Origin of the sequence: Streptomyces smaragdinus (assembly GCF_009604385.1) — a bacterium.
Taxonomy (GTDB): domain Bacteria; phylum Actinomycetota; class Actinomycetes; order Streptomycetales; family Streptomycetaceae; genus Streptomyces; species Streptomyces smaragdinus.
This window is the reverse complement of record NZ_WEGJ01000007.1, coordinates 51,107-63,924: the sequence shown is the minus strand read 5'-3', so window position 1 is coordinate 63,924 and position 12,818 is coordinate 51,107. Positions and strand designations below refer to the sequence as shown.

The following is a 12,818-nucleotide window of genomic DNA, read 5'->3' as shown; positions in this document are numbered from 1 at the left end:
CCGCCCGGCCCCCCTCAGGCCCGGCACCACGGACAGCAAGGAGATCTATGTCGAACGAAGAACCGGCGCCCGAGCTCGGTGTCGGCATGATCGGTTACGCGTTCATGGGCGCGGCCCACTCCCAGGCCTGGCGCACCGCCGGCCGCGTCTTCGACCTGCCGCTGCGGGTACGCATGGCCGCCGTCTGCGGCCGCGACCAGGAGCGGGTGACCGCCGCGGCCGCCCGCCTCGGCTGGGCCGCCGCGGAGACCGACTGGCGCGCCCTGATCGCCCGCGACGACGTCCAGCTCGTCGACATCTGCACCCCCGGCGACAGCCACGCCGAGATCGCGATCGCCGCCCTGGAGGCCGGCAAACACGTCCTGTGCGAGAAACCTCTGGCCAACACCGTCGCCGAGGCCGAGGCGATGGTGGCCGCGGCCCGTGCGGCGGCGTCCCGCGGCCGGCTCGCGATGGTCGGCTTCAACTACCGCCGGGTCCCCGCCCTGGCGTACGCGCGGCAGCTGATCGCCGAGGGCCGCCTGGGCACGCTGCGGCACGTACGGGTGACGTATCTGCAGGACTGGATCACCGACCCGGACTTCCCCCTGGTCTGGCGGCTGCGGAAGGAACACGCCGGCTCCGGGGCGCTCGGCGACCTCGGCGCGCACATCGTGGACCTGGCCCAGCATCTCGCGGGGGAGCCCCTGACCGGGGTGTCCGCGCTGACGGAGACGTTCGTCAGGGAGCGCCCCCTGCCCGCCGCCTCCGCCGGCCTCGCCGCGTCCGGAGGCACCGGGCGCGGGGCGGTCACCGTCGACGACGCGGCGCTGTTCACCGGGCGCTTCGGGTCGGGGGCGGTGGCGTCGTTCGAGGCCAGCCGGTTCGCGTCGGGCCGTAAGAACGCCCTGTCCATCGAACTCAACGGCGCCCGCGGCTCCCTCGCCTTCGACCTCGAGCGCCTCAACGAACTGTCCTTCCACGACCACACCGAACCCGCCGTCACCGCCGGCTTCCGCCGCATCCTGGTCACCGAACCCGAACACCCCTACCTCGACGCCTGGTGGCCGCCCGGCCACGGCCTCGGCTACGAGCACACCTTCGTCCACCAGGCACGCGACCTGGTGCACGCCGTGGCCGCCGGCGAACAGCCCTCCCCGTCCTTCGCCGACGGACTGCAGGTCCAGCGGGTCCTGGCGGCCGTCGAGGAGAGCGCCGCGAAGAACTCCGCCTTCACCCCCGTCGCCTGAGGAGCGTGCACGCATGTCCCGTAACTTCACCCTCTTCACCGGACAGTGGGCCGACCTGCCCCTGGAGGACGTGGCCCGCCACGCCCGCGACTTCGGCTACGACGGCCTGGAGCTCGCCTGCTGGGGCGACCACTTCGAGGTCGACCGGGCCCTGACCGAACCCGGCTACATCGAGGGCCGCCACGAGCTGCTGGAGAAGTACGGCCTGAAATGCTGGGCCATCTCCAACCACCTCGTCGGCCAGGCCGTCTGCGACAACCCCATCGACGAACGCCACCGCGGCATCCTCCCCGCCCGCATCTGGGGCGACGGCGAAGCCGAGGGAGTCCGGCAGCGGGCGGCCCAGGAGATGAAGGACACCGCCCGCGCCGCGGCCGCCTTCGGCGTGGACACGGTCATCGGCTTCACCGGCTCGTCCATCTGGCATCTGGTCGCGATGTTCCCGCCCGTACCGCCGGAGATGATCGAGCGCGGCTACGAGGACTTCGCCGCCCGCTGGAACCCGATCCTGGACGTCTTCGACGCGGAGGGCGTGCGCTTCGCCCACGAGGTGCACCCCAGCGAGATCGCGTACGACTACTGGACCACCCACCGCGCGATGGAGGCCATCGGCCACCGCCCCGCGTTCGGCCTCAACTTCGACCCCTCGCACTTCGTCTGGCAGGACCTCGACCCGGTCGGCTTCCTCTGGGACTTCAAGGACCGCATCTACCACGTCGACTGCAAGGAGGCCCGCAAACGCCTCGACGGCCGCAACGGCCGCCTCGGCTCCCACCTCCCCTGGGGCGACCCACGCCGCGGCTGGGACTTCGTTTCCGCGGGTCACGGGGACGTACCGTGGGAGGACTGCTTCCGGATGCTGCGCTCGATCGGCTACGAGGGCCCGATCTCCGTGGAGTGGGAGGACGCGGGGATGGACCGCCTCCAGGGCGCTCCCGAGGCCCTGCGGAAACTGCGGAAGCTGGATTTCGAACCCCCGCAGGCCTCGTTCGACGCGGCGTTCGGAGGCGGTGACTGATCCCGTACGGCCCGTGACGACCGCCTTCCACCCGGGGAGCCCGAATCCATGAACGTACTGGTCTTCTCCAAGACAACCGGCTACCGCCACGACTCCATCCCCGACGGCATCGCAGCCATCCGCGACCTGGGCGCCGCACACGGCTTCGGTGCCGACGCCACGGAGGACGCCACGGCGTTCTCACCCTCGAACCTCGCCCGCTACGCCGCGGTGGTGTTCCTGTCCACGACGGGCGAGGTCCTGGACGCAGCCCAGAAGGAAGCGTTCGAGGCCTACATCACGGCCGGCGGCGGCTACGTAGGTGTGCATGCGGCGGCCGACACGGAATACGACTGGCCCTTCTACGCCGCCCTGACGGGCGCACACTTCAAGTCCCACCCGTCGATCCAGCCGGCCACGGTCCACATCGAGGACGACACCCACCCATCCACGGCCCACCTCCCCGAACTCTGGCACCGCACGGACGAGTGGTACGACTACCGCACGAACCCCCGCCCGAACGTCCACGTCCTGGCCACGGTGGACGAGACCACGTACACGGGCGCCACCATGGGCCAGGACCACCCCATCGCCTGGTGCCACGACTCGACCGGCGGCCGCTCCTTCTACACGGGCCTGGGCCACACGGCGGAGTCCTACGCGGACCCCGCCTTCCGCACCCACCTCCTGGGCGGCATCAGCTACGCGACCCACATGGACCGCTGACCCGGACCCCCACGCCTGACCACGCGAAACGCGCCTGCCCATACACGCAGAGTGACGACAAACGAAGGTGAAAGGCACTCCAAAACCTTGGTATCGTTGTTCACGTCACCGCGGGCCGAGCCTGCGGCAGACCACCGGTCCGGGTGGCGGAATGGCAGACGCGCTAGCTTGAGGTGCTAGTGCCCATTATCGGGCGTGGGGGTTCAAGTCCCCCCTCGGACACATTTTCAGCGCGCGGGCTGTGATCGAAAGATCACGGTCCGCGTTTGTCGTTCGGGGGAGGCCCGGCCGGTATACGGCGGTGCCCGGGATGCCCGGCCGCCGGGTTCTTCCGGGGCCGGGTGCACTCCCGGTCAGTCGCAGCAATCGCAGCATTTGCAGGGGTTGCAGCAGCCCCCGCCGTCGCAGCAGCCGTCCCCCGAGCCGCCGCCGGAATTGCCTGAGCCGCCGGATCCTCGGCCGCCCCCGCCCGGGCCGCCCGACCAGCCGTCGCCGCCGGATCCGTCGCGGCCGGCTCCGTCCTGGCGGGAGTCGCCGCCCTGCCACGGTTCCCCCACGTCCGCGCCGTCGTCGCCGCAGGTGCAGCAGCTGGTGCAGTACCCGCAGTCGCGGCACAGCGGGCCCCAGCGGCCGCACCGCCGGCACTGCCCGTCCACGGGGTGCCGTGACATCGCCGGGGCGCCCTGCGGGGTGAGCGTGCCGATGCCGCACTCCGTGGTGGTGCCGGGCGTCGGGAGTGGTTCCGCCGTTGTGCGGATTCCCGGCCGGGGCAGCAGGCGCAGTCGCGGTCCCTGACGGTGGTGCTGGTGGTGGCAGGGGCTGAAGACGCGGTCGACCGCGCGGTCCAACTCGTCGCCCAGCAGCGCCCGTACCAGCCGCCCGTCGGTGAACTCGGCATGGGACAGGGCGAGGCGGATCCCGTACACCGCGTCGTCGCAGAGCCGCCGTACCTCGGTGAGATCGCTACCGGTCACCGTGATCGGGTTCCACGCCCCGGTCGCCTTGTCCGCGTCCAGATCCTCCACCGCGTCGAGCAGATGTGCCAGCCGGCCGAAGAGACGGCCCGCTTCGTCCAGCGGCTCGGCGTTCCCCGGGCGGCCGGCGAGTATCGCCGTGTGCGCGAACGCGGCGGCGGTCGCCGTCTCCGTGGGTTCCGTGATGGTCAGCAGCGAGTCTCCGGGCCCGGCCAGCCGCTCGATCTCCGGTTGGCGCGCGACCGCGTCGAGCAGCACCGCCGTGTCGAAACCGAGGCGCTCACCGCTCGCGGCGCCCGCCCGGTCCCAGCCCCGGGCAATCCGGCGCGCCGCGATCGACACCGGGCGGCGACCCAGCAATCCGTCGCCGTCGGACACGTGATCGCGTACCTTCGCCGCGGCCAGCACCAGCGACACCGTCGCGGCCAGCCGCGCCCCCTCGCCCTGCGCCACATCCGCCGACCGCATCCCCCGCAGCGGGCACGGCCCGGCACCGCGCCGCCACCCGCCGGCCCGCTCCGACTGCGCCTCGGTCAGCACCGAGACGATCAGGCCGTCGTAGTTGGTCGCCACCCGCGCGAGCTGCCCGTGCTCGCCGCGCAACGCCAGACACAGTCCGCACAGATGCGCCATCCACTCGGTCCGCAGCCCCTCGCCCAGCCGATGGCGGCACGGCCTGATGATTCCGAACAACGAAGTCCCCCCGTAACCAGAACTGCCGGCACACAATGCGACGCGGCGGGTGACGCGCCACTCCAGGCACACCCACGCAGGCGGCGAAACCGCCCGTCACCCCCGCGGACGACATGCTAGAGGGCTGGTCGCAGCTCCGGCACGGCTCAGTCGCCGATCGCGACATGGATCGACGTCCCCCACAGGACGAGTGCCGAGCCGATGGCCACGATGTTCGCCGACAGGGTGTGGTGTCCGGTGGCGTGGACGACGATCGCGGCGAGCACGGTCAGTGACATCAGGATCCCGGCCCACCGGTACTGCCACTGGCCGAACAGCCGGCCCAGCGGGACGAAGTGCAGGCCGACGATCAGACCGATCGCCGAGGGCAGGAGCGCACCCCGGCCGGTCAGCAGCAGTACGGTCACGGTCGCGGCGATCGCGGCCAGTTGCACGAGGTTGACCACGCCGATCCGGCGGAGCCAGTCCGCCGGCAGCCGGCGCCGTGTCACCGGTCGCGCGCTCGACCGCAGGGCGAGCAGGACCGCGGTGACGGTCACCGTGATCGCGGTGCCCGCGGTCACCGCACGGCCGACGCCCGACGAGGCCGTGCCGATCGATACCCAGACCAGGCCGGCGACGGCCAGGATGAGTGCGCCCCGGCGGCGCAGGGTCCGGCTGAGTTCCTCGCTCGCGACGATTTCCATCAGGTGGAGACTAGCCGATGGCGCCGGGGTGGATCCCCGGGTGGAACGACGGCGTCCGCTATGTCACGACCTTCGTGACAGTTGTCAACGTCCGTCGTATCCACGCTGCTTGCGGCTGGTGGACCGGCACACAATGCCGAGTGTCGAACCCATCGGTGATCACGGATCACCTCGTCCCGGAAGGTGGTGCGGACATGGGCGCGGATGCGCCGACGCGGGAGCGGGCCGTCCTGGACTCGGCCCAGGTGGCAGGCGTTCGCCTGTACACCCGGGCACCGCTGACCCTGTCGTGGCTGTCCCGGAGCGTGGTGCCGGTCGCCAGGTCGATGCAGGACGACGGTGTCCCGATCGTCTATCTCCGCCGGGGCTGGCTGCACGGCACGCACGTGGACATCGTCGCGCGCGGCTCCCGGCAGAGCGAAGAGGGGTGGCGGCGGATCGCGGATCGGCTGGACGCCGGCGTACTCGATCCGTCGACCGCGCTGTCCGACGAGAAGTACCTGGCGCAGGCCCGTGAGTTCGGCCGGCTGGAGGCCGTGCCGCCGCCGTATCTGCCGATGCGCGAGCACGGTGCGGTGCGGTTCCTCACCGCGGACGACCTGGTGTCCGCCGAGCCGCGTCTGGACCGGCTCCGTGACATCGCGTCGAACGTCATGTCCGGACCCCTTCTGCGGGCGATCGACGATCTGGCCGGCCGTCGGGAGGACCCGGCGGTCCGCCTCGCCGAGGCGTTTACGGCGCTGGCCGACACCCATGTCCTCGGTGCGGGATACGGGGTCTTCTCGCTGCGCTCGCACGCCGAGGCGTTCTTCGCCTGGGCGAAGCCGACCGCCGACGCCCGGCCCGCGTTCGCGAAGCGGCTGGCGGCGGAGTCGGCACGGCTGCGGCCCGTGGTCGAGGAGCGTCTCGGCGACCGGCCCAGTCCGGCCGCGGCTGCCTGGCGGACCGCGTTCGCCTACTGCGCCGGTGCGCTGGACAGCAGCGTGGCCGACGGCACGCTCAGCCTGGAGCTGCTGGACTCGATCACCGCGTCGCAGGACCGCTCCGCGATGGGACCACCCGGCGCGCCCGAGGCCGTGCCGACCGGGGACAGTCCGGACAGCGCGTTCCACCGCGTCGTCGACGAGTCCGGCGTCATCGCCGATCCCCCGAAGTGGTTCGCGTCCTACCGGCTCCTCGTCAACCTCTTCTACCAGCAGCTCCCGCTGCTCACCGTGTCACCGATGCAGCGCTACTACATGTGCTACGCGATCTCCGAACTCGTCGACGACGTGCTCGGCGAGTCGTGGCAGAACCGTCTCTCCCGGCAGCGTGGTGACGTGCGATGACGGCCGTTACCGAACACACCGCCGCCGCGACCGGGCCGGACGCCCCCGCGGCGGCGGAACCCCTGTGGTACCTGCGGATCAACCCGCTTTGCCGCACGCGGCTCAGCGATCCCGGGCTGCGCGCGCTGCTCGGCGGGCTCCACGATGCCGAGGGGGCGGTGCGCGGCGCGGCCCGCGCGTGCGAGGACGAACTGTACGGGCTGATCGGTGCGACCACCGACAAGGACGCCCGCCGGCGGCTGGTCGACCTGCGCCGGGTCATCCACAACGACCGGGCACCGAAGACCTCCGACGTACCGGTCCCCTCGGTCGCCCGGTGGCTGGCCGCCCGCGACGAGCGGCAGCGTCTGCGGGACGGCATCGCCGCGGGGTACGAGGAAGCGGCCGAGCGGGAGCGGGCCACGCTGGCCGGGCTGCTCGGCGACGAGAACCTGCGCGGCGCGCTCGCGACGACCGCGCCGGACCTCTACGCCGACGCGGAGCGCTACCGGACCCTGGCGGGGTCCGGCCGCCCGGTTCCGGCGAGCGCCCGTAAGTCGGAGCGCGGCCTGTTGCAGTTCGTGACCCGCGCGATGGTGCGGACCAGCCCGCTGTCCCGGTTCACCGCCGTCGGCCTCTGTGTCCCCGACCCGGCCGGCCCGCCCCCGCAGGACGTGCGGTTCTCCGACGCGGTCTCGTTCCCCACCCTGGACCGCGTCATGCTCGGTTACGTGGTCGGCGGGTTGTACCCCCCGGGCGACGACGTGTGGGTCGGCCTGTCGCCCACCTCGGCGCTCGAGGGCGGCAAGCTGTTCTTCCTGCAGCGGACCGACACCGGGTTCCGCCGGCTCGCCGCGCCGGTGGCCGGGCGGGTCGCGCTGCTGCTCGACGCGGTCGTCATGGGCCCGCGTCACATCCGCGACGTCGCCGGGGACCTGGCGGCCGCGCTGGGCTGCACCCCCGAGGAGGCCGCGGGGACGGTCGCCGGCGCGATACGCCAGGGTCTGCTGTGCACGTACCACGAACCCGAGGACGGCAACGCCCCGCTCGATCACATGCTCACCCACCCGGGTACCCCGGCCGCCGGTCAGCTGGCCGACGTCCGGGCCCGGTTGTCGAGGATGGCCACGGCGCCGCCCGACGAACGGGGCCGGGAGACGGCCGCGATCTCCGCCGCCCTCGCCGAGACGAGCAGGCTGGCGGGGCGTCCCGGGCACGTCATGGTGGTCGAGGACTACGTGATCCCGCCGCAGCCGGTGGCCACCGGGTCGTGGCACCGGCGGCTCGGTGACCTGTCGGCCGGTGTGGAGCTGCTGTCGGTCTTCGACTGGATGCACGACGTACGGGCGGTGCTGACCGCCTCGTTCGTCGACCGGTTCGGTCCCGGCGCCAACGTTCCGCTGGTCGAGCATGCCGGGGCGCTCGTCGGCGAGGTGATGCGGCGGACGGCGGTGCTGGACGCGGCGTTCCGCGCCGGCCCGGGCTCGGGGCTGCTCGACGGCGTCGGACCGGCCGGCGACTGCCTGGAACGGCTGTACGCGCTGCGCCGCTCGGTGACCGAGGAGATCGGGGCCGGCCTGACCCGTGCCGCGGGGGCCGGCGAGCCGGAGCTGGCCCTGCGGGCGGATGAGGCCGTGGAGCTCGTCGCGGCGCTGCCCGAGCGCTTCCGGCGCGACCGGCTCAGCTACGGCGTACTCGTCCAGTCCGCCGGCGACCGGCTGATCTGCAACGATGGCCTGCCCGGCTACGGCATGCTCTACGCCCGGTTCCTGGACGCGGACCGCCGGCTGGGCGGTTCGGCCGTCTCCCATGTGGCCCGCCGGCTCGAGGCGCAGTACGGGTGGGACGGCAGCCGTGTGTTCGAGGACCTCGGGCTGCACCGGCTCAACGTCAACGCCCATCCGCCGGTCCTGCCCGACGGGCTGCGCCCCGCCGACTGGTTCGCCCTGCGCCTCGCGCACGATCCGGACACCGACACGATCCACGTCGAGGACGCCGACGGCCGTCCGTCCCGGGTGCTGCCGCTGGGCACCGGGCATCCGGGCCTGTTCCCGCCGCCGTTGTCGGTCGCGGCCGGGCTGGTGATCAGCGGCCGGCTGTTCAACAGCCTGCCGGGCAGCTGGCACACGGCGAACCCCTGGGACGGGAAGGACACCCGCGTGTGCCCGCGCACGGTGGTCGGCGACGTGGTGATGTCGCGGCGCCGCTGGTACGGCGGCTCGGAGTTCGCCGGGGCGGTCGCGAGCCCGGGCGAGCCGGACCGGCTGCTCGCGCTGACCGCGTGGCGGCAGCGGCACGGCGTACCGGAGGAGGTCGTGGTCAAGACTCCGCCGCAGGAGGAGGGGCCGGGAGCGGTCGGCCCGCCCGACGCGCATGCCCGGCGGCTGCGGCAGAAGCCGCAGTACGTCGATCTGACGAGCGCCCTGGGCGTGCGGGTGCTGCCCCGGATGCTGGCGCGCCGGGGCGAGGACGGGGCCGGGGACGGGGGCGTGGAGTACCTGGAGGAGGCGCTCCCCGCGGTGGCCGACGGCACGTACGCGACCGAGTGGGTGGTCGAGGTCGAGCGGCGGCCCGGCGGGCGGTTCGAGTACGGAGGGGAGCTGTCGTGAGGATCAAGGCGAGGCCCGGGCTGCACTACGCTCCCGTGGCCGGCGGGGTCTACTTCGCCGGGGCCCGGTCCCAGTTCGTGATGCGGGGTTCGGACCTGCTGTTCACCGTGGCCGACGTGTGCGTGCCGCTGCTCGAGGACGGGGCCACCGAGGACGAACTGGTGGCCGCGCTCGGCTCGGAGCGGGCCCGGCCGGCGGTCCGCCATGTGGCCGCCGGCCTGCGGGAGAACGGCCTGCTCCTGGAGGCCGAGCGGCTGACGGCGCCGGAACCGCCGCCCGATGTCCGCGAGCGGTACGCGGAGTCGCTGGCGCTGCTCGAGTCCGTCGGCGCCGACCCGTACGCCGCGTTCGCCCGGCTGCGCGCGGTGACCGTGGCGCTGGCCGGTCCGCCCGAGGCGGTCAAGCCGGCCGCCCGGGGGCTGCACCGGGCGGGTGCGGGCCGGGTCGTCGTCCTCGACGGGGACGGCGGCCGGGACGTCCCGGCCGGCACCGACGCCGACGTGGTGCTCTGGTGTGTCGGTGCCGACGGTGAGCTCCCGCCGCCGGCGGCGGGCGACCGGGCGGTGACCGTCGTGCCGGTGCTGCTCGACGACCGGGTGCTGCTCGCCGGGCCGGTCGTGCGCGACGCCGCCGGTCTGCGCGCCTGGACGGCGCTGCGCTCCCGGGCGCTCGCGTGGGCCGGCGCCGGGGGTGCGGCCGGACCGCCCCGCCCCGTCGCCGACGCCCTGGCGGGCGCGCTCGCCGCGCAGTTGCTGTTCGAGACGGTGACCGACGTCGCCGGCGACGGCGAGGCCCACGTCGTCCACGGCCCGGACCTGAACGCCGACCGGCTGACCGTACGCCCGCCGGCGCCGGCCGGGACGGGTGCCTGGCGGCGGCTCGCCGACGCCCCGCCGGAGGCGACCCCCGCCCCGGACGACGCGCTGGAACTGGCCGGTGCGCTCACCCCGCGATGGACCGGGCTGATGGAGCCCCTCCCCGGCGAGACGCTGCCGCAGATGCCCCTGGCCCTGCGGGAGGCCGAGGCCCGCTCCGGAGTGGCCGGCCCGGTGGCCGGGTGGGGCACCGACCAGCGCTCGGCCACCGTGGCGGCCGTGCTGACGGTGCTGCGCCGTGCGGCCGGCGACGGCTCCGGCGGCACGGCGGGCGCCGTCGGAGCCGCCGGCCTCACCGAGGAGGCGTGGCTGCTCGACGGCACGCTGCGACTGCTCGCCGGGCACACCCGGCCGCTGCGTACGGAGCCCGCCGACGCGCTCGGTCCCGAGGCCCGGCGGTACCTGCGCGAGCTCGAGCGTCTCGAGCCGGGACGGCACACCGTGCAGCTGCGGTCCGTGCCCGGCGTCGACTGGCTGCTCGCCCGGGTCGAGCCGGCCGACGGCGCCGCGGAGGCCGCCCAGGCGTGGGGTCCGGACGCGGACACCGCGGTCCGGTACGCGCTCGGCACGGCACTGGCCCGGGCGCAGACGAGATCCGTGACCGGGGCGCGGGACCGGGTCCCGGCGCTGAATACCGACGCCCTGTCCGCCGCCCCCGCCGGGACGCTCACCGCCCTGCGCCGCCAGGTGTGTGCCGCGTACCCCGCCGGACACCGGGGCCGGCGGACCGGGGCCGACCCGGTCCTCGGCGAACTGCCGCTGTGGTCCGGCCCGGTCGAGTCCGCCCCGACGACGCGGGAGCCCGCCGATGGAGACTGACCTCGACCGACCGCGCCTCGGCCCGGCGCTGGACGGCACCCCGTGGGCCCGGGCGCTCGCCGGCGCGCGGACGCCGTCCGGCGCCGTGGTGACCCTCAACCGGGGCTGGGACCCGGTCTGGGAACGGGCCATGTGGGAGAGCAGCGCGGCCGAGGGCCGCGAGCACCTGTCCGTCCGGATCGAGTACGACGAGGTCGTCATCGGCCCCCGCTGGGTCCCGGACGGCGACGCCGGCTGCGCGGGCTGCGCCGAGACGCGCGACCGGATCATCCGCGACCACCCGCTGACCGACGATCCGGCCCGGGCGCGCACGGCGGCCCGCACCCACCGGGCGATGCTGGCGGACGTGTTCGCCGCCGCCCTCGCGTACCTGGCCGACCACCCGCTCGGCCCCGGCGAACTGTACGCGGTCGGCGGGGACTCGAGCCGCCGGCACCGGGTGCCGCGCAGCGTGCACTGCCCGCTGTGCGGCGCGAAACCGGACCGTCACGACCCGGCCCGCCGGCCCGAGCCGCTGACGCTGCGCTCCCGCCCGGCCGCGCCGGGGAACCCCGCCAGAGGTGCGGCCGGTGCCCGGCTGGGCACGCCCGACTGGCTGCGCGACCGTCTCGTCGACCCCCGGTTCGGTCCGGTGCGCGCCCTCATGCGCGAGTCGCGCACCCCGTTCGCGATGAACATGGCGGTCGTTCCGGACGCCCCGGCGATGGGCCACGGCCGGGCCGTGCGGTTCGCCGACTCCCAGGCGGTGGCGATCCTCGAGGCGTACGAGCGCCTCGGCGGCTTCCCGTTCGACGCGCCGGTGCTCACCGGCCTGCCGTACGCCGCGATCGCCGGCCACGCCGTCGACCCGGGCACCCTCGGCCGGTACACGGACGAGCAGCTGGCCCATCCGACGTGCCGGGTCACGCCGTTCGACGCGTCGACCCCGATGGACTGGGTGTGGGGTCACGAGCTCTCGGGCGGCGAGCCGCTCCTGGTGCCCGCCGACATCGGTTTCTACCAGTACGAGTACAACTTCCGGATGGCCCGGCGGGCCGCGCGGACGGCCGGCACCCGCCACCACCGACACTACTTCCACGAGTCGTCGAGCGGCTGCGCCGCCGGCGGCAGCTTCGAGGAGGCGGCGCTGCACTCACTGTTCGAACTGGCCGAACGAGACGCCTTCCTGACCGCCTGGCACCGGGCGGCGCCGCTGCCGGCCATCACCACGGAGTCGGTCACCGACCCGGCGGCGAGCGCGCTCATCGAGCTGATCGAGTCCCGCGGGTACGACGTACACCTGCTGGTCGCGACCCGGGACATCCCGCTGCCCGTGGTCTGGGTGCTCGCCGTGCACCGCACCGGCGGTTTCCCGGCCACGTTCACCTCGGCCGGATCGGGCGCCGAACCGGGCAGCGCGATTCGCAGCGCCCTGCAGGAGGTCGCCCAGCTCGTCACGAACCCGGTCGACTGGGAGCGCGCCGACGTCGAACCGATGCTCGCCGACCCGTGGCGGGTGGAGGAACTCGAGGACCACGTCCATCTCTACACGCTCCCGGAGGCGCTGCCCCGGGCCACCGCCGCGCTCGGCGGCCCGACGCTGACCCTCGCCGAGGCGTTCCCCGACTGGCCCGGCACCCTGCGCGAGGCGGGCGGCGGTGACGTCCGCGGGGCCCTCGACTGGATGGCCGCCCGGTTCGCCGACGCGGGGATGCCGCGGATCGTCCTGGTCGACCAGACCACCCGGGAGCACGCCGACAACGGCATCGCCGTGGTGAAGGCCGTGGTGCCCGGCATCGTGCCGATGTGCTTCGGCCAGGCGCAGCAGCGGCTGGCCGGTCTGCCGAGGCTCACCGCGGCGCTGGCCGGCACGCCCGGGGCCGGCCGGGCGCTCCCCCTCGACCCGCACCCCTTCCCGTGAGGA

General features: G+C 74.2%; 8 protein-coding genes, 1 tRNA gene and 1 pseudogene. 8 read left to right on the top strand and 2 right to left on the bottom strand.

Annotation, left to right across the window (positions count from 1 at the left end; all coding sequences use genetic code 11):
- Window positions 1-47 precede the first annotated feature (47 nt).
- The 4 genes and pseudogenes from SRB5_RS13245 (at window position 48) to SRB5_RS13230 (ending at window position 3,174) form a co-directional block, all read left to right on the top strand.
- The gene (locus tag SRB5_RS13245; RefSeq protein ID WP_153452129.1) at window positions 48-1,229 is read left to right on the top strand and encodes a Gfo/Idh/MocA family protein; all 1,182 of its coding nucleotides are present in this window, start codon (window positions 48-50) and stop codon (window positions 1,227-1,229) included.
- 13 nt (window positions 1,230-1,242) lie between these two features.
- Window positions 1,243-2,247, top strand: a complete 1,005-nt coding sequence (locus SRB5_RS13240) for a sugar phosphate isomerase/epimerase family protein (RefSeq protein WP_153452127.1) — start codon at window positions 1,243-1,245, stop codon at window positions 2,245-2,247.
- Window positions 2,248-2,301: 54 nt separating this feature from the next.
- A pseudogene (locus SRB5_RS13235) lies at window positions 2,302-2,937 on the top strand (ThuA domain-containing protein); the annotation flags it as partial.
- Window positions 2,938-3,089: 152 nt separating this feature from the next.
- Window positions 3,090-3,174: transfer RNA gene (locus SRB5_RS13230), tRNA-Leu, on the top strand.
- Between the two features lie 131 nt (window positions 3,175-3,305).
- Here SRB5_RS13230 and SRB5_RS13225 read toward each other — a convergent pair.
- Together SRB5_RS13225 and SRB5_RS13220 are read right to left on the bottom strand one after the other, a co-directional pair.
- On the bottom strand, window positions 3,306-4,619 hold the full coding sequence (locus SRB5_RS13225) for a DUF5685 family protein (protein ID WP_153452124.1): 1,314 nt from the start codon (window positions 4,617-4,619) through the stop codon (window positions 3,306-3,308).
- 146 nt (window positions 4,620-4,765) lie between these two features.
- Window positions 4,766-5,305 carry a DUF7010 family protein gene (locus SRB5_RS13220; RefSeq protein ID WP_153452122.1) on the bottom strand — a complete coding sequence of 180 codons (540 nt, stop codon included), beginning with the start codon at window positions 5,303-5,305 and terminating at the stop codon, window positions 4,766-4,768.
- A 194-nt stretch (window positions 5,306-5,499) separates the two neighbouring features.
- Between SRB5_RS13220 and SRB5_RS13215 the strand changes: the two genes are divergently transcribed.
- From SRB5_RS13215 to SRB5_RS13200, 4 genes are read left to right on the top strand one after another with little or no spacing between them, the layout of a single operon-like run.
- Window positions 5,500-6,633: a hypothetical protein gene (locus SRB5_RS13215; RefSeq protein WP_228390022.1), complete on the top strand. Its 1,134-nt coding sequence runs from the start codon at window positions 5,500-5,502 to the stop codon at window positions 6,631-6,633.
- Window positions 6,630-9,221, top strand: coding sequence for a lantibiotic dehydratase (locus SRB5_RS13210; RefSeq protein ID WP_153452121.1), 2,592 nt, complete (start codon window positions 6,630-6,632; stop codon window positions 9,219-9,221). The genes SRB5_RS13215 and SRB5_RS13210 overlap by 4 nt, the downstream gene beginning before the upstream one ends.
- A complete protein-coding gene (locus tag SRB5_RS13205) occupies window positions 9,218-10,915 on the top strand; it encodes a hypothetical protein (RefSeq protein WP_323377854.1) in 1,698 nt (565 codons plus the stop codon). Before SRB5_RS13210 ends, SRB5_RS13205 begins: the two co-directional genes overlap by 4 nt.
- Complete coding sequence (locus SRB5_RS13200) at window positions 10,905-12,815, top strand: TOMM precursor leader peptide-binding protein (protein WP_153452119.1); 1,911 nt, start codon at window positions 10,905-10,907, stop codon at window positions 12,813-12,815. The genes SRB5_RS13205 and SRB5_RS13200 overlap by 11 nt, the downstream gene beginning before the upstream one ends.
- Window positions 12,816-12,818: the final 3 nt, after the last annotated feature.